Here is a 16,955-nt window from a genome sequence, read left to right as displayed (position 1 = left end):
CGAGAATTTTCTTTATTCGATCGCGTAGCGATTGGCGTGGCCGGCTCACCGATGCAGGCTGGCGCAAGCCGGTGCGATTATCGCGGCCTGGCAGGATGTTGAAAAACTACCGCACGTGCCTGACCTGGGGTGGGCGGCACGGCGAATCCTCGCACATACCACGGATGCTCCGCTTGCTGTGCGCTGCTCTATTCTGATTCAACTCCGCTCGCTACGCCTTTCGACACCCTCTACTCAGGAAAAACCGCAAGGGCCGGGTTTGGCGGTCTTGCGGTCTGGGTGGTGGGGGCAGCGTGCATTGACGTGACGCACCATTCCGGTTGAAAGCCTTACCCCCGGATTTGTACCGTATAGCTGACCCGCCCGCTGGCACCGGCCGGGAGGTGGCCGTCGAACTCCCACCGCACGCTATGTTCGCCCGACTCGCCGGTCTTGGGCGAACACTTCAGTGCGGCCGGCATCGGACTGCCGCAAGCGGCGCCAAGCAGGCGCGTATGGGCGGGGGCGGCGTCGTGAATGTCGATATTGTTCAGCGGCTCGACTCCCAGGTTCCTGAAGTGAATGGTATAAGTCAGCGTCTGGCCGGGCTGTGCGGTTTCACGATCGACGTGCTTGACCAGACTCAACTGGCCGGTCTCCGGCGGCTGGCCGCTCAGCGTCAGCAGATGTTCGGCGAACTGCATGCCGCGCACATTGGTCGCGCCCGCGGCGACGCGGCTGACCAGTGGACCGGGCACTGCCTGGTCTCGCACTTGCACGGGCACCCGCACGACGATCGTCTGGTCGGCCGGCAGCGCCACGCCCGGCGCCAACAATTGACCGCTGCCGTCCCACTGCTGGTTCAAGCCGGTATTGACCTGGCTGGTCGGGGCGAAGCTGAGCGCGCGCGCGGGATCCCTGGCGAGTCCGGCCGGTAAATCGAAAGTCAATTGAGCATCGACCAGCGCCCAGCGCCGGGCGCGTAAAGTCGCCTCGTAGGTGAGCGACTCGCCAGGGCGGGGCTGGGCGTTGGCCGGAAGCACCGTCAAGCCGGTCTGCAGCGCGGCGCTGGCCTCGAAGCCGGCGTTCTGCCACGCGAAGGTATCGCTCAGGATCTTATAACCGCTGGCATTGCTGGCTGTCACGCCGACGTTGCTGGTTACCGTCGACCGTGCGTCACGCGGGGTGATCAGCCTGACCGGTATGTCGATCATAAGCGTTTTACCGGCTGGCAGCGTGACGCCTGCGCCCAGCAACTGGGGGTTGCCCGTCGTGCCGTCCCAGGCCGGGTTCAGCCCCGAGGTCACGTCGCTATGGGGAGCGAATGCCGGTGTGCCGTTGGCTTGCAGACCGTCGGGCACGGCATACTCAAGCCGCAGTCCAGCAATTTCGGCATCACGCACAGCGCTCAGACTCAACCGGTAGATCAGGGTATCGCCCGGCGTGAAGCCGCCCGATTGGTCGACGTCTTGCCCCTTGTGGCGTAGCAATGCGCCATGGCTGATCACGTCGCCGACGCGCGGCACCACGGTGAGGGTCAGTGCTGACGAGCGCTCGTTTTGGTGAGCTGCGCCGCCGCGCCAGCCCTTGGCGACCACCGCAACGCTGCCGGGCTGGGCCTCGTGGCTGACTCTCACCGGAATGCTGAGGATCACGACATTGCCGGCTGCCATCCCTGGCAATCGCGTAGGATGTGTCAGCAACGGGCGGCTCGCGCCATTCCATTCGGTGTTCAGGTGTTGCGCCACCGCCAGGTTGTTGCCCGTCTCGTCGGTGCCGGCCGCGATGCGGGGTGCGCCGTTGGCCATCAGCCCGGCCGGCAGCGGCAATTCGAATTGCACGTCGCGCATCGCCACGTCGGCTTTGACGCGCAAGGTGAGATCGAACGTCGCGCCCGGGCGCAGGTCCGGGCTGCCAGCCGGGAGGGTTAGCGCAAACGTCTCGAAATATTGACCCTTGCGGAACGCACGGATGCTTGTCCACTCACTCTGATTGCGAGCGTTATCGGTCGCTTTCATGCGGACTTCAATGGTTTTTCCCGCCGCTATCCCGGTAATGTCGAGCGCATGGATGTACTGATCGCCTGTGCCGCGGCTCATGCTTGCCGGCGTCGTCTGCCACGCGCCGCCATCGACGCGCCAATCGAGTTTGACCTCGTTGATGCCGCTCTTGTCATCGGTGGCGCTCACGGCGATCGGCAGCGCGTCACCATGCACGCTGTTGGCAGCCGGCGAGACCCATGCGAGCTCAGGCGGCGTGTTGTCGGTGCCGATCTGAATAGTGGCGGAGGCGATTTTCTTGTTACTTTCGCCAGGGTGTTGCCAAATGGCCGCTGTCGCCGTGCGCGGCCCATGGGTGGCGCCTTCGCTGACCTTGACGGGCAGCTTGATCACGACGATTTCTTCGTGATCCATATAGGGCTGCGAGTCCCACGGCGCGCTGATCAGGGCGGTTCGGCTGCTTTTCCCGTTCCAGTAGGCGCGGATGTTGGCCGGAATTTTCCATGAGTTTTCGGCGTCGCTGGTGCTGTTTGCCGCGTCATAGCGCGGTTCTCCGTCCGCTTCCAGGCCGTCGGGCAAAGGCAGGTCGATACGCACCCCGCGCGGCATGCCGTCGGCTTTGATGCGCAATGACAGGTCGAAGGTATCGCCCGGTTTGACGCCGCCCAGATTGGCCGGCGGCGTGAGCGTGAATTCGCCGAAGTACTCGACCGCCGCCTTGTTGAAACTGCGTTCGACCTTGACGGATCGGTCCTTGTCCGCGTTGGTGGCGACGACCTCGGCAGTAAACGCGCTGCCGTCCTTGATGTCATGGAAATCGGCCAGGCTCGCCTTGAAGTACCACACGTCGGGCGCCTCGCCATCTTTCTTCATCGCATCGGTTTCGACGTCAGGCTGGCCGTATTTGTTCGTATACCGGACGGTGATATTCGCCCCTGCGATCGATGTCTCGGGATCGGTGATTCTGACCCGGTACGTCGGCGTCGAGACAAACGCGGTTTGCGCCGCCGGCGCCAGCCATTCCACGACCGGCTGGCTGCGCTTGATCGCGATCTTGCGCGTTTCGCTCCAGTCGGACTCATTGCCAGCCTTGTCAACGCCGAAGAAACGCACATCGTAGGTGCGCGTCCCGGAAGCCGGGGCGGAGGCAATGAAGCTGTGCGAGAAATTTCCAGAGGCGTCGACGTACGACCAGCCGCCGTCGCTCCACGTGGTATTGGTGTCGCGTTTGTAATGGACGCGCACCCATGACGGCCCGCTCAGCGTGTCGGTTACCTTGCCCTTGACGGTAATCGTGCGGGCTTTCGCGCTCAGGCCGGTCCAGGCGACCGTGGGCCCGGTGTTGTCGATCTTGAGGGTACGCCAGTCGGAATAGGCGCTCCACGTGCCTTGACGCTTTACCATGAACCTGACCTGGTAGTCGCCCTCGCTCCACAAAAGCGAGCCGTAGATGGGCACCGTGAAATTGCCGTCATTGCCTTGCGTGAAGTTGTCGATGTAATGATAGTTCCACTGGCTGCCGTCCGCGCGCTGCTGGACGACGTAGAGTTGCTCGATGCCGGCCACCGCGTTGCCGGTCATGTCGAGGTTGTTCGAGCCGTGCCTGTGCCAGACGTTGTCGTTGGGCGACACCCAGGTCGGTTTTGGGGGCGGGGGCGAGGCTTGCCGGGTCACGGTGACATCCTTCAGGTGCTGCCAGTGAACGCCGCCGCTATGGACCAATGCCGCGTAGACGCGCAGCGTCCATGAGCCTTGCGTCAGCCCCGAGACATCGACGCGGCCCGACGTTGTAGCGGTGTCTCCCTGATTGGCAAAGCGAGCGACTTCACTGCCATCGCGGTAAACGATCATATGCGTGGCGCCGCTGTTGACGTTACCGCTGATCAACACGTCACGGGTCCCGTAACCGACATTGACGGTAGACTGATCGACCGAGCCACCCAAGGGGCGAACGGTCAATGGATAGAACTCGCGGTAATGCGTGTCGCCGATGACGGCCCAGGCACTCAATGAATAGGCCTGGCCGGGCGCGAACTTGCTTGGGTCCAACCGTCCTTCTCCCTGTAACGAGCCGATATCCGTGTCGGCTCCGCACTCGTCTCTGGAATTTCCTCTGGCAAGCCTGGTGGTCTGGCTGGTCCAGTCGGTAGGCATTGGCTTATTGTGAACCCAGATTTCGCATTCCCGAGTGCGATTGAGCCAGGCGTCGTTGGTACGCAAATTAGCCGTCACTGTCTCGTTGATGGAGACTTCGGTGGGCTGTCCATACAACCATGTACCCGCGGCCGTGGCTTCGCGCATGGGGTAAAGCGCGGCGAGGGCGAGCAGGAAAATTAGCCAATAGGCGCGGCGCCGCCATGTGATTGCGCGTTGCGTTGCAAAGTGCGCGGTACGATGCTCGACCACGGCCGCTCCAAACGACTGAAACGAACGCCTCGCCGCGGTAACTGAGCGACGCAAAAAATTTCGAAGGTCTGGCGAGAATGTCGGCAACACCATTTTGTTGAGCCTGTGATACCTGATGTGGGTGCGAATGAGTAATTGACCGGTGATACAAAAAGCCGGCCGCGACAGCTCCGCCGCGGATTTGCTCCGAGATGGTAGACAAGCCGACACTGGTGCCACAGCAGATAAGGGCGGCAAGACGGTTAGAAATTTCTCTAAAAGCGCACACAAAATAAACCGATCGTGCTATTTTCGTTCCTGTCGAATCGCGCAGGCATAATTCCACCCATTCCTGCAGTAGACCTTTTCAGGCAGAAGCCCCCCATGACTACCGAATACCAGGTTCACGACGGCGTAGCCGTCATCACGCTCAACAATCCGCCCGTCAATGGGTTGGGCCATGCCACCCGCAGCGGCATCGTGGACGGCCTGACGCGCGCGCTCGATGACGACGCGATCCAGGCCATCGTCATCACCGGCGCCGGCAAGGCGTTTTCCGGGGGCGCCGATATTCGCGAATTCAATACGCCCAAGGCGACCCAGGAGCCGACCTTGCGCACGGTGATCCAGGCGCTGGAGGCCAGTACCAAGCCGGTGGTGGCCGCGATTCATAGCGTGGCCATGGGTGGCGGGCTGGAACTGGCGCTCGGCTGCCATTACCGGGTGGCCGCCCCCGGCGCCCAAATCGCGTTGCCCGAGGTGAAGCTCGGCCTGCTGCCGGGCGGCGGCGGCACCCAGCGGCTGCCGCGCGCCGTGGGACTGGAAACCGCGTTGAACATGGTGGTTTCGGGCAACCCGGTGAAATCCGAAAAACTGGCCGATAGCGGCTTGTTCGACCGCATGATCGAAGGTGACCTGATGGACGGTGCGCTGGCTTTCGCGCACGAGGCGGCCAGCCGGCCGGGTCCCCATCCACGCCTGCGCGAGCGGGCGGTCGATCACCCGGATGCCGAAGCCTTCATTCAATTTGCCCGCAATACCGTGGCAGCCGCCGCGCCGCATTTCCCGGCGCCGCATAAATGCGTCGATGCGATCGAAGCGGCGGTAACGAAGCCGTTCGACGACGGTTTGAAATTCGAGCGCGAATGCTTTGTCGCGCTGGTGCAAACGCCCGAGTCGCGTGCCTTGCGCCACGCGTTTTTCGCCGAGCGCGCGGCTGCCAAGATTGCCGATGTGCCCGACGATACGCCGGCGCGCCAGATCGCCGCAGTGGCCGTGATCGGCGCCGGTACCATGGGGCGCGGTATTGCAATGAATTTCCTCAACGCCGGTTTGCCGGTAACGCTGCTCGAGACTGCGCAGACCGCGCTCGACGCGGGAGTGGCGGCGATCCGCACGACCTATGAGCAAAGCGCCAGGAAAGGCAAGCTCAAGGCCGAAGACGTCGAACAGCGCCTGGCGCTGCTGCGCCCGACGCTTGCCTACGACGATCTCGCGCAGGCCGATCTCATCATCGAAGCGGTTTTCGAGTCGCTCGAGGTCAAGGAACAGGTGTTCCGCCGGCTCGACGCCATTGCCAGGCCGGGCGCGATATTGGCGTCGAACACTTCGACCCTGAACATCGATGCGATCGCCGGTTTCACGCAGCGGCCGCAAGACGTACTGGGCCTGCATTTCTTCAGCCCGGCGCATGTCATGAAACTGCTCGAAGTGGTACGCGGGCGCGCTACCGCCAAGGACGTGCTGGTTACCGCGATGAAGCTGGCCAAGAAAATCAGGAAAACCGCCGTGGTGTCCGGCGTGTGCGACGGCTTTATCGGCAATCGCATGCTCGAGAAATACTTCAGTCAGGCATGGCGCATGCTCGAGGAGGGTGCCTTGCCCGAGCAGATCGATGCCGCCATCGAGAAATTCGGCTTCGCGATGGGACCGTTCCGTATGAACGATCTGGCCGGCAACGATATCAGTTGGGCAATCCGCAAGCGCCGCTATGCCGAGCAGCCCGATCTCGATTACCCGCGCATCGCCGACCGCCTGTGCGAGGCCGGCCGCTTCGGGCAAAAGGCCGGTGCGGGCTGGTATGACTATGCGCCGGGCGATCGCACGGCGCGGGTCTCGCCGGCAGTCACCGAGATGATCCTTGGTTACTCCAAAGAGCTCGGCATCGCGCGGCGTGCCATCGACGCGCAGGAAATCGTCGAGCGGCTGGTCTATGCGCTGGTCAACGAGGGGGCGCGCATCCTGGAAGAGGGCATTGCCGCGCGGGCCTCCGACATCGACATGGTGTACCTGACCGGTTACGGCTTTCCGCTGTGGCGTGGCGGCCCGATGCTGTATGCCGACACGGTGGGCCTGTACAACGTGCTGCGTGCCGTGCGCCGCTTCGCCAGGCTGCCGCATGGCGAAGTTTGGCAACCCGCGCCACTGCTCGAGCAGCTGGCGGTGGCGGATAAATCCTTTACTGGCTGAACCACGATGCGGCACGCCCTGCCGGCGCTTGTGCGCCTCGCGGGCACCATGCCCGACGAACCCATGGCCGGCGCGGCGTTTGCCTGGGCCGCCTCAGGATGCGCGACATCGACCGCGCTTTAAATCATTTCTCTGGAGACACCTATCATGCCGGACGCAGTCATCGTATCCACCGCCCGCACGGGGCTGGCCAAATCCTGGCGCGGCGCGCTGAACATGACCCACGGCGCGACGCTCGGCGGGCACGTGGTGCAGGCCGCCATTGAGCGTGCAAAGCTGACGCCGGACGAAGTCGAGGACGTCATCATCGGCTGCGCCAATCCGGAGGGCGCGACCGGCTTCAATATCGCGCGCCAGATCGCCCTGCGCGCCGGCTGTCCGGTCAGTACCGCCGGCATGACGGTCAACCGCTTCTGTTCATCGGGCTTGCAGACCATCGCACTGGCCGCGCAACGCGTCATCGCCGGCGAGGGCGATGTCTATGTGGCCGGCGGCGTCGAATCGATTTCGTGCGTGCAAAACGAAATGAATCGCCATATGGCACAGGAACATTTTCTGCAGGAAGCCAAACCGGCACTTTATTGGCCAATGTTGCAGACCGCCGAGACCGTGGCCAAGCGCTACGGCATCTCGCGCGAGCGGCAGGACGAATACGGCGTGCAGTCGCAGCAGCGCGCCGCGGCAGCGGCCGCCGCGGGCCGTTTCGACGCCGAAATCGTGCCGTTGACCACACGCATGGCGGTGGCCGACAAGGCCAGCGGCCGGCTTTTTACGCGCGAGGTCACGCTCGCGGCCGACGAGGGCATTCGTCCGGACACGACTTACGAGGGCGTCGCGAAAATTCGCCCTGCAGTGCCGGGCGGGGTGATCGCGGCCGGTAACGCCAGCCAGTTTTCCGATGGCGCGGCGGCGTGCGTGGTAATGAGCGAGGCATTGGCCGAGCGGCGCGGCCTGCAGCCGCTGGGGCGCTTTCGCGGCTTTGCAGTGGCAGGCTGTGAGCCGGATGAAATGGGTATCGGGCCAGTGTACGCGGTGCCGAAACTGCTTGCCCGGGCTGGCCTGAGCGTGGCCGACATCGACCTATGGGAGCTTAACGAAGCCTTCGCCGTGCAGGTGTTGTATTGCCGCGACACGCTTGGCATTCCGAATGATCGACTGAACGTCAACGGCGGCGCCATCGCGGTGGGTCATCCCTATGGCGTCTCGGGTACCCGCCTGACCGGCCACGCGTTGCTCGAGGGCAAACGGCGCGGCGCGCGTTACGTGGTCGTGACCATGTGCATCGGCGGCGGACAAGGCGCGGCCGGGCTATTCGAAGTGTTGTGAAGCGCGCTGGCGTGCGCGCCGTTATACTTGGGGCCACCGTCCGTAACCTGTAAGAGAATCATTGTCATGATCAAGCATATCGTCTTCTTCAAATTCCTGGACCATGCCGAGGGTGCCGACAAGGCTGCCAACCTCGCCAAGGCCAAGCAGCTGCTGGACGCCTGCGTCGATCTGGTGCCCGGCATGACGCTGATGGAAACCGCGCTGGCCCAGCCCGGCTTCGACTGCACCTATGACCTGGTGGTCAACAGCGCATTCGAAAATGCCGCCGCGCTCGATGCCTATCAGAATCACCCGGTCCATGTCGCCGCCAAACAGTTCCTCGGCAAGGTCAAGCAGGAACGGCAGTGCATGGACTACGCGGCCTAAGCGGCCTAATCGGCCTGCGTCCCGCGTCGGCGGGCACCTGCCCAGAACCTTATGGCTGAATTCCCTGTTCCATCGCCGTTTATCGAACACCTCGGCATCCGCTTCGTGCGGGCCGAGCATGGCGAATCCGAACTGGCGCTCGAACTGGCGCCTTCTCATTTGAATACCTGGCAGGTCATGCACGGCGGCTTGACCATGACCCTGCTCGACGTGGCGTTGAGCCTGGCCGGCCGCAGCGCGTCGCCCGAGGCCAGCGGCCTGGTGACGGTCGAGATGAAAACAACCTTCATGCAGCCCGGTCATGGCACGGTGCGCGCCTTCGGGCGCGTGCTGCATCGCTCCACCACCATGGTCTATTGCGAGGGCGAGGTGCGCGACGCCGAGGATCGCCTGGTCGCCAAGGCGATGGGAACCTTCAAATATTTACGCCGGCTGGCGGTGGGCCGCGAGATCCATCGCCAGCCGGGCCAACCCAGCGATTGAGCAGAGGAGTCCGCCATGCCTGACGTCAACCGCCAGATCCTGCTGGTATCCCGTCCGCAGGGACAGGCCAGCGTCGAAAACTTCAAACTGGTCGAAGCGCCGCTGCCGGTGACGGGCGACGGCCAGGTGCTGGTGCGTAACCATTATCTGTCGCTCGACCCCTACATGCGCGGGCGAATGAACGACACGAAATCGTACGCGCCGCCACAGCCGCTCAATCAGGTGATGATTGGCGGCACCGTCGGCGAGGTGATCGAGTCGCGCAATCCGCAGTGGCGGCCGGGCGACAAGGTCGCCGGCCTGTTCGGCTGGCAGGAGTATGGCTTGTCGGCCGACGGCCGCGACTTGCGCAAGGTCGATGATGGGCTCGCGCCGTTGTCCGCCTACCTGGGTGTGCTGGGCATGCCGGGCGTCACGGCGTGGTATGGCCTGAATCGCATCTGCGAGCCGAAATTCGGCCAGACGGTGGTGGTCAGCGCGGCCAGCGGCGCGGTCGGCAGCGTTGTCGGGCAGTTGGCCAAGGTCAAGGGCTGCCGGGTGGTGGGTATTGCCGGCGGCCCGGAGAAATGCCGCTACGTGACCGAAACGCTGGGCTTCGATGCGTGCATCGACTATAAGGCCGGCCGCCTGTACGAGGACCTCAAGGCGGCGACGCCGGACGGCGTCGACGCGGTGTTCGAGAATGTCGGCGGCGCAGGGCTGGATGCCGTGTTGCGCCGTATGAACGCGTTCGGGCGGATCGCCCTGTGCGGCATGATCGCCGGCTATGACGGCCAGCCGGTGCCGCTGCAGGCGCCCGCTTTGATTCTCACCAACCGCTTGCTGGTACAAGGGTTTATCGTCAGCGAGCACCCCGATGCGTGGCCGCCGGCGCTGCGCGAGCTGGGCGCGCTGGTCGCCAACGGTCATGTGAAATACCGCGAGAGCGTGGCCTGCGGCCTGGAAAACGCGCCCGAGGCTTTCCTGGGTCTGCTGCAGGGCAGGAACTTCGGCAAGCAGGTCGTCAAGCTGATCTGAGCGGTCGCTGGGCCGGGCCGGGTCATGCCACTCGGCCTGGCCCGGCCGCGCCGTGTTACATCGACTCTTCGAGCATGCGCCGGTAATCGTCGGCGCTGGCTTCGCGCGGATTGGTCTTGTGGCAGTGATCGCGCAGCGCGCCGTGAATCACCTTGTCGAACATGTCGCGCGTGACGCCCATCTGGGCGAGCCCCTTGGGCAGGCCCAGCCGCGCGTTCATTTGGCGAATCGCTTCGGACAGATCGGCATCCGCGGCCAGTCCCATTGCACGTCGCAGCCGCGCATAGCGATGCTCGGCAAGCACCGAAGGCGCCTGCGCATTGAAGCGCAATACCGCCGGCAACACCACCGCGTTGAGCGTGCCATGATGCAGGTGCAGCGGCAGGCCGCCCAGCGGGTGCGACAGCGAATGCACGCAGCCCAAACCCTTCTGAAACGCCATCGCGCCTTCCATCGACGCGCTCATCATGTGCTTGCGCGCCTCGCGGTCGCTGCCGTCGCGCGTGGCCCGCTCGATGTGCGCCCAGCCGCGCTCCAGTCCGTCCAGCGCAATGCCGTCTGCCGGCGGATTGAAGGCCGGCGCCAGAAAAGTTTCGATGCAATGGGCGATAGCATCCATGCCGGTGGCCGCGGTCAGCATGGGCGGCAGGCCCAGCGTCAATTCCGGATCGCAAATTGCCGCCTTGGGCATCAGGTGCCACGAATGGAAGCCGAGCTTGCGGCCGTCGTTGAGCACGATGATGGCGCCGCGCGCGACTTCGCTGCCGGTGCCGGCGGTGGTCGGAATAGCGATCAGCGGCGCGACCGCCGCGCTGATCTTCGGGCTGCCGCCCTCGATCGTGGCATACGTCACCAGTGGGCCCGGATGCGTAGCCAGGATTGCTACACCCTTAGCCAGGTCGATCGAAGACCCCCCGCCCAGGGCAATCAGGCCGTCGCAGCCGTGCGCGCGATATTGTTCGGTCGCCTCGATCACCGCCGCCTCGGTCGGGTTCGGCGGCGTGCCGTCGAATACCGGCACCGGTGCGGGCAGCGCGTCCTGGGCGCGCCGCACCAGGCCGGCCGCTGCCACACCCCGGTCAGTGACCAGCAGCGGCTTGCGAATGCCATTGCGCTCGCATTCCTCGGCCAGCCAGCGCACGGCACCGAAATCGAAACGGATTTGGGTCAAATACAGAATGGTGGACATGAGTCGCGCGTCTCCTCGCTGATGATGGATGTCTGCATTATCGCGTCGATTATGACATCATACGGCCGCATTGCTTGCCCCGAATCCGCCTTCCGGCCCGATCGTTGCCCATGCCGTTGAATCCGAAAGTCGCAGCGCTGCTTCAGATGATAGAGAACTCGAAATATCCGCCGCTGCATACCCTGACGGTTGCCGAGGCGAGGCAGGCTTATGAGCGGTCGGCGCCGATTCTCGACGTGCCGCCCGCGCCGCTGCATCGCGTCGACGACCTGAGCTTGCCGGTGCGGGATGGCGGCAGCATCGACGCGCGCCTGTATCTGCCGCGCGAGGCGAGTTGGGCCGCACCACTGCCGGCGCTGATGTACCTGCACGGCGGGGGCTTCACGGTCGGCAGTCTGGCCACGCATGATGCGTTGTGCCGCCTGCTGGCGCGGGGCGCCGATTGCGCTGTGTTCTCGGTAGCCTATCGACTCGCGCCGGAGCATCGCTTTCCGAGCGCCGTGCACGATACCTTCGACGCCTTGCGCTGGCTGCACGACGAGTCCCACGCGCTCGGGCTGGACGCTGCCCGCATCGCGATCGGCGGAGACAGCGCCGGCGGCACGCTGGCGACCGTCGGCGCCGTGTTGGCGCGCGATGCGGGGCTGCCGCTGGTGTTGCAAATGCTGCTGTATCCGGGCACTTGTGGCTACCAGGACACGGCGTCGCACCGGCGTCTCGCGCACGGCTATTTTCTGCCGGAAGAGACCATCCAATGGTTTTTCGAGAACTACATCCGCACCCGGGACGATCGCGACGACTGGCGTTTTGCGCCATTGGACGGCACGCGCGGCGAGCCGACTCATCACGGCAACGTTGCATCGGCGCCCGATTTCTCGGGGTTGGCGCCGGCCTGGATTGCCGTGGCCGAATACGATCCGTTGCTGGACGAAGGCGTCGCCTATGCGGAGAAACTGCGGCGAGCCGGCAATCGCGTCGAGTTGCACCGCTTTGACGGCATGATTCACGAATTCTTCAAGATGCGCCGGCTCGTGCCGGATGTCGCGCGGGCTCACGATGCGGCGATTGCCGCGCTGCGCCGCGCGTTCGATACGGCATGAGCGCGCCTTGACGGTCATTGCGTGAGACTATCGGACCCATAAAAATCCTTGATTTACAGTCGCGTGGCGATCTCGTAGACTTAAACGGCACGTCTGTCCCACCAAAGCATGGGCGTCGCGGCGACGAGTGCAGGATCGTTCGCGGCCGCAGGCGCCTTCCGTCGTTCCCGCAAAACAGGAGGTGCTCAATGTCGTCTCTCAAAGGTTCCAAGACCGAAGGCAATTTGAAGGAAGCATTCGCCGGTGAATCGCAGGCCAACCGGCGTTATCTGTATTTCGCTGCCAAGGCCGATGTCGAAGGGTACAACGATGTGTCCGCGGTATTTCGTTCGACCGCGGAAGGGGAAACTGGGCACGCGCACGGTCATCTCGAATATCTTGAACAATCCGGCGATCCGGTGACCGGCCTGCCGATCGGGCCGACCCGCGACAACCTCAAATCGGCGGTGGCCGGGGAAACCCACGAATACACCGACATGTATCCCGGTATGGCCAAAACCGCCAGGGAAGAAGGGTTCGACGAAATTGCCGACTGGTTCGAAACTCTCGCCAAGGCCGAACGCTCGCACGCCAACAAATTCCAGCGCACGCTGGACAGCCTGACCGACTGATCCGCCATTCGCATCGGTAGCGCCGGACGGCGGGCTTGCTGCCCGTCGCCGGCTTGGCGCGTGCGCCACAAAAACAAACAGGAGGACGTGATGGCGTCGATTCGCGAAGGCAGTCTGGAGGCGCCGACCCGGCACGCGCTCGACTGGAAGAACGAGGCGTTCTACGACGAGGCGGCTTTGCAGGCCGAAATGGAACGCATCTTCGACATCTGTCATGGCTGCCGCCGCTGTGTCAACCTGTGCGGCGCGTTTCCCACGCTGTTCGATCTGGTCGATGAAGGACCGACCGGCGAGGTCGACGGCGTGCCGAAAGAAAAATACGCCGACGTCGTCGATCAGTGCTACCTGTGCGACATGTGCTATCTGACCAAGTGCCCGTATGTGCCGCCGCACGAGTGGAACGTCGATTTCCCGCATACGATGTTGCGTGCCAAGGCCGTCGCGTTCCGCAAGACCGGCGGTAAATGGCGCGACCGGGTGTTGTCGTCGACCGACGGGCTGGGCAAGTTTGCCGGCATTCCGATCGTCACCCAGGCGGTCAATGCACTTAACCGGACCGCCGTGGTGCGCGAAGCGATGCAAAGCGCGCTTGGGGTGGACAAAAACGCCTGGGTGCCCGATTACGCCGCGCGCAAATTCCGCAGCACCGCACGCGACGATACGGCGCCGGCCGTGCGCGACGGCGAGCGAACGCCCGGCAAGGTGGCGATTTTCGCCACCTGTTACGTTAATTACAACGAACCGGGTATCGGCGAGGATCTGCTGGAAATTCTCCGCCACAACGACATTCCCTACGAAATTGTCGAGAAGGAAGCATGCTGCGGCATGCCGAAATTCGAGCTGGGCGATCTGGCATCGGTGGAAAAGCACAAGGACAAGAATATTCCGGTGCTGCTGCGCTACGCCGAGGCCGGCTACGCGATTCTGTCGGCGATTCCGTCATGCACGCTGATGTTCAAGCAGGAGTTGCCATTGCTGTTTGCCGGCGAAGCGGCGGTGCGCAAGGTGGGCGCCTCCGTATGGGATCCGTTCGAGTATCTGATGGCTCGCTATCGCGACGGCCTGCTCAAAACCGATTTCAAGCAGCCGCTGGGCAAGGTGTCGTATCACATCCCATGCCACGGCCGGGTCCAGAATATCGGCCGCAAGACCGAGGAGATGTTCAAGCTGCTGCCGGAAACCACGATCAATACGGTCGAACGATGTTCGGGGCACGCCGGCACCTGGGGCGTGAAAAAGGCCTATCACGCGATGGCCATGAAAATCGGCCGCCCGGTTTTCAGGGCAATGGCCAAGGACGAGCCGGATTTCATCAGTTCAGACTGCCAGCTCGCGGGGCATCATATTGAACAGGGCATGGGGCAGGCCGAAGGTGCCCGCGTGCCGGAGTTGGCGCATCCGCTCACTCTATTGCGCCGTGCCTACGGAATATAAGGAGTTCGATCGATGTCTATCAGCCGTGAAAGTCTGTGGCCTCTGGAAGAGTATGCGCGCCGTCGCCAGGAATTCCGCGCCGAGGTGATGGCTCACAAGAAGCGGCGCACGGTGGCGGTGGGTGACCATGTCACGCTGATTTTCGAGGACGAGCTGACGGTGCGCTATCAGATTCAGGAAATGCTGCGTATCGAACGCACCTTCGAGGAGCGCGGCATTCTCGATGAACTCGACGCCTACAACCCGCTGATCCCGGACGGGCACAATCTCAAGGCGACCATGATGATCGAGTACGCCGACGAGGCCGTGCGCAAGGTCGAACTCACGCGCCTGTTGGGCGTGCAGGACCGCGTCTATGTGCAGGTCGGCCAGCATCCGCGCGTGTTCGCGATTGCCGATGAGGATCTCGATCGGCAAAACGAGACCAAAACCTCGTCGGTGCATTTCCTGCGTTTCGAGCTGACGCCGGAGATGATTGCCGGGCTGCGCGGCGACCATGGGCAGCGCGCGCCGAGCCTGGCCATTGGCATCGAACACCCGAACTACACCTATCGTGTCGATGCGGTGGCGCCCGAGACCCTGGCCGCGCTGGCGCGAGACCTCGCCTGAGATGTTCTGGGCCAGCCGTGCAGGCGCCCCGTGACGATACCTTCCTCCCCTGACGTCGTGCCGCCGGAACAGGGCGCTCGTAATACCCGCGACCAAGCGCTGCGCGAGCGCCATTGCGCCGCAGCGCAACCGGTGGTGGCTGCGGCGTTCGAGCGCCTGCGCTGGCCCGCCGCACGCCTGCGCGAAGAACGCGAGCGCCGGCTGCGCGCCCTGGTCGCCCATGCCCGGCAGCACTCGCCGTGGCATGCTGCGCGTCTGGCCAGGATCGATCCGACCCGGCTCACCGAGGCCGGATTGCGCGATTTGCCGACCATGACCAAGCACGACTTGATGACGAACTTCGACGAGATCGCCACCGATCGCCGTCTGACATTGCAACTTGCCAACCGTCATCTGGCGGGGCTCGGCGATCGCGACAGCTACCTGCTCGATGCCTGGCATGCGGTCGCCACCAGCGGTGCGACTGGCCGGCGAGGGGTATTCGTCTACGACTGGGACGGCTGGATGGAATGCTATGCAACGGTGCAACGCTATGCGCTTGCCTATGCATTGGCTGCCGGCATGACGCCGTCGCCGCAAGGCGGCTTCGCGATCGCGCAAGTGGCCGCCAATCAGGCCACGCACATGACCTACGCGCTGACCGAAACTTTCAAGTCGCCGCAGTTTCGCTTCCATCAATTCCCGGTGACGTTGCCGCTGGCGCACATCGTGGACGGCCTCAACGCCGCCCGGCCGCTCGTGCTGCAAGGGTATCCGTCGATGTTGGGCCTGCTCGCGCAGGAGGCCGCGGCCGGGCGTCTGACGATTGCGCCGCGCCTGCTGATCGGCATCGGCGAGCCGCTCTACGAATCCACGCGGGAACGGCTCGCGAGCGTATTTCCCGACGCGCCAGTGCAAAACTGGTGGGGCTGCAGCGAGACCAGCGGGCTTGCGATGTCGTGCGGCGCCGGTCCGGGGATGCATTTGAGTGACGACACGCTCATCGTCGAACTGGTCGACGAGAAGGGCGCACCGATTGCGCCCAGCCAGACTGCCGCCAAAATATTCGTGACGAATTTGTTCAACCGGCTCACGCCGCTGATCCGCTATGAGCTGTCGGATCAGCCGACGCTGCTCGATGAACCGTGTCCGTGCGGCTCGGCCCATCGTCGTGTGGCCGATCTGCAGGGCAGGCACGAAGAGAACTTTGTGTACGACGATGTCCGGGGCGGACAGGTGATCGTGCATCCGAAGGTATTCACCTCGGTGCTGTTCAGCGAGGCCGGCATTCTCGACTATCAAGTCTGGCAAACCGCGCGAGGCGCCGAGATCGATTTTCTGCCGAGCGAAGCGCAAGCCGACGCAGTGGATGTCACTGCGGCAGGCAAGCGCGTGGCGCGGGCGCTCGCCGCGCTCGGCGTGCCGGCCCCGGAGGTCGTGCTGAAACCTTGCGGCGAACTGGACCGCCGTCATGGCGGGAAACTCGTCCGACATGTGCCGCTGGATCACCCCAGCGCGCGACCACATATCGAATTTTCGTAGCGGCGGGCTCCCGACCTCCGCCTGCAAGGAAGGTCGCGACGCCCTGGCCAGTGCCGCGCAAGCCAGGCTTGTCGCCGGGCCGCGCGCATGAGCGGGTCGTTTCAAAACTACGCGATTTTGGTCTATTTCCAGCCGGGCGTGACGCGCTAAAGTTCCTCCAAGGTCAACACAGTCGATCTTTGGAGTGCAGCATGATAACCACGCCAACGAAAATCGAAAGCGAGCTTGCCACCCTGATCATCGAGGGGCTCAACCTCGATATCGATCGCCAACACATCGATCCCGATGGACCGATTTTCGGCGAGGGCCTGGGACTGGATTCGATCGATGCCCTCGAGTTGGGCATGCTCCTCTCGTCGACTTACCACGTGATCATCACGCCCGGTGACAAAAAGAACGATGAGATTTTCAAGTCGCTCCGCTCGCTGGGACAGTATGTCGAACAGCATCGGCAAGTGTGAGC

Annotated in this window: 13 protein-coding genes; 11 read left to right on the top strand and 2 right to left on the bottom strand. The window is 63.8% G+C overall.

What is annotated here, in order from left to right:
• Positions 1 to 329: 329 nt before the first annotated feature.
• Entirely contained in the window at positions 330 to 4,385 is a 4,056-nt protein-coding gene (locus EPN80_RS15355) for a DUF11 domain-containing protein (protein WP_293029051.1), read from the bottom strand.
• Positions 4,386 to 4,748: 363 nt separating this feature from the next.
• Here EPN80_RS15355 and EPN80_RS15350 point away from each other — a divergent pair, with 363 nt between their 5' ends.
• The 5 genes from EPN80_RS15350 to EPN80_RS15330 all read left to right on the top strand — a co-directional run bounded on the left by EPN80_RS15350 (position 4,749) and on the right by EPN80_RS15330 (position 10,028).
• Positions 4,749 to 6,833: a 3-hydroxyacyl-CoA dehydrogenase NAD-binding domain-containing protein gene (locus EPN80_RS15350; protein WP_293029048.1), complete on the top strand. Its 2,085-nt coding sequence runs from the start codon at positions 4,749 to 4,751 to the stop codon at positions 6,831 to 6,833.
• Between the two features lie 147 nt (positions 6,834 to 6,980).
• On the top strand, positions 6,981 to 8,159 hold the full coding sequence (locus tag EPN80_RS15345; RefSeq protein ID WP_293029045.1) for an acetyl-CoA C-acyltransferase: 1,179 nt from the start codon (positions 6,981 to 6,983) through the stop codon (positions 8,157 to 8,159).
• A gap of 66 nt (positions 8,160 to 8,225) precedes the next feature.
• Positions 8,226 to 8,528 carry a Dabb family protein gene (locus EPN80_RS15340; RefSeq protein WP_293029042.1) on the top strand — a complete coding sequence of 101 codons (303 nt, stop codon included), beginning with the start codon at positions 8,226 to 8,228 and terminating at the stop codon, positions 8,526 to 8,528.
• A gap of 51 nt (positions 8,529 to 8,579) precedes the next feature.
• Positions 8,580 to 9,011: a PaaI family thioesterase gene (locus EPN80_RS15335; protein ID WP_047213699.1), complete on the top strand. Its 432-nt coding sequence runs from the start codon at positions 8,580 to 8,582 to the stop codon at positions 9,009 to 9,011.
• 15 nt (positions 9,012 to 9,026) lie between these two features.
• A complete protein-coding gene (locus tag EPN80_RS15330; protein ID WP_293029035.1) occupies positions 9,027 to 10,028 on the top strand; it encodes an NADP-dependent oxidoreductase in 1,002 nt (333 codons plus the stop codon).
• A 55-nt stretch (positions 10,029 to 10,083) separates the two neighbouring features.
• Here the strand turns inward: EPN80_RS15330 and EPN80_RS15325 are convergent, their stop codons facing one another.
• The gene (locus EPN80_RS15325) at positions 10,084 to 11,217 is read right to left on the bottom strand and encodes an iron-containing alcohol dehydrogenase (protein ID WP_293029032.1); all 1,134 of its coding nucleotides are present in this window, start codon (positions 11,215 to 11,217) and stop codon (positions 10,084 to 10,086) included.
• A 110-nt stretch (positions 11,218 to 11,327) separates the two neighbouring features.
• On the opposite strand from EPN80_RS15325, the gene EPN80_RS15320 reads away from it, so the two are divergent.
• From EPN80_RS15320 to EPN80_RS15295, 6 genes are all read left to right on the top strand, one after another.
• Positions 11,328 to 12,317, top strand: a complete 990-nt coding sequence (locus tag EPN80_RS15320) for an alpha/beta hydrolase (RefSeq protein WP_293029029.1) — start codon at positions 11,328 to 11,330, stop codon at positions 12,315 to 12,317.
• Positions 12,318 to 12,505: 188 nt separating this feature from the next.
• Complete coding sequence (locus EPN80_RS15315; protein ID WP_047213704.1) at positions 12,506 to 12,928, top strand: rubrerythrin family protein; 423 nt, start codon at positions 12,506 to 12,508, stop codon at positions 12,926 to 12,928.
• 90 nt (positions 12,929 to 13,018) lie between these two features.
• Complete coding sequence (locus EPN80_RS15310; RefSeq protein WP_293029023.1) at positions 13,019 to 14,362, top strand: heterodisulfide reductase-related iron-sulfur binding cluster; 1,344 nt, start codon at positions 13,019 to 13,021, stop codon at positions 14,360 to 14,362.
• Between the two features lie 12 nt (positions 14,363 to 14,374).
• Positions 14,375 to 14,971, top strand: a complete 597-nt coding sequence (locus EPN80_RS15305) for a DUF3501 family protein (protein ID WP_293029020.1) — start codon at positions 14,375 to 14,377, stop codon at positions 14,969 to 14,971.
• Between the two features lie 30 nt (positions 14,972 to 15,001).
• The gene (locus EPN80_RS15300; protein ID WP_293029017.1) at positions 15,002 to 16,492 is read left to right on the top strand and encodes a hypothetical protein; all 1,491 of its coding nucleotides are present in this window, start codon (positions 15,002 to 15,004) and stop codon (positions 16,490 to 16,492) included.
• Between the two features lie 191 nt (positions 16,493 to 16,683).
• The gene (locus EPN80_RS15295) at positions 16,684 to 16,953 is read left to right on the top strand and encodes a phosphopantetheine-binding protein (protein ID WP_293029014.1); all 270 of its coding nucleotides are present in this window, start codon (positions 16,684 to 16,686) and stop codon (positions 16,951 to 16,953) included.
• The last annotated feature ends 2 nt before the right edge of the window (positions 16,954 to 16,955 follow it).

Origin of the sequence: Pandoraea sp., assembly GCF_004297875.1 — a bacterium.
In the GTDB taxonomy this organism is placed as follows: domain Bacteria; phylum Pseudomonadota; class Gammaproteobacteria; order Burkholderiales; family Burkholderiaceae; genus Pandoraea.
This window is presented reverse-complemented; position numbering and strand designations above follow the sequence as displayed.

Excerpts from the sequence above, each read along its gene's own strand:
- EPN80_RS15350 (WP_293029048.1), top strand. The coding sequence starts at position 4,749 with ATGACTACCGAATACCAGGTTCACGACGGCGTAGCCGTCATCACGCTC.
- EPN80_RS15345 (WP_293029045.1), top strand. The coding sequence starts at position 6,981 with ATGCCGGACGCAGTCATCGTATCCACCGCCCGCACGGGGCTGGCCAAA.
- EPN80_RS15340 (WP_293029042.1), top strand. The coding sequence starts at position 8,226 with ATGATCAAGCATATCGTCTTCTTCAAATTCCTGGACCATGCCGAGGGT.
- EPN80_RS15335 (WP_047213699.1), top strand. The coding sequence starts at position 8,580 with ATGGCTGAATTCCCTGTTCCATCGCCGTTTATCGAACACCTCGGCATC.
- EPN80_RS15330 (WP_293029035.1), top strand. The coding sequence starts at position 9,027 with ATGCCTGACGTCAACCGCCAGATCCTGCTGGTATCCCGTCCGCAGGGA.
- EPN80_RS15325 (WP_293029032.1), bottom strand. The coding sequence starts at position 11,217 with ATGTCCACCATTCTGTATTTGACCCAAATCCGTTTCGATTTCGGTGCC.
- EPN80_RS15320 (WP_293029029.1), top strand. The coding sequence starts at position 11,328 with ATGCCGTTGAATCCGAAAGTCGCAGCGCTGCTTCAGATGATAGAGAAC.
- EPN80_RS15315 (WP_047213704.1), top strand. The coding sequence starts at position 12,506 with ATGTCGTCTCTCAAAGGTTCCAAGACCGAAGGCAATTTGAAGGAAGCA.
- EPN80_RS15310 (WP_293029023.1), top strand. The coding sequence starts at position 13,019 with ATGGCGTCGATTCGCGAAGGCAGTCTGGAGGCGCCGACCCGGCACGCG.
- EPN80_RS15305 (WP_293029020.1), top strand. The coding sequence starts at position 14,375 with ATGTCTATCAGCCGTGAAAGTCTGTGGCCTCTGGAAGAGTATGCGCGC.
- EPN80_RS15295 (WP_293029014.1), top strand. The coding sequence starts at position 16,684 with ATGATAACCACGCCAACGAAAATCGAAAGCGAGCTTGCCACCCTGATC.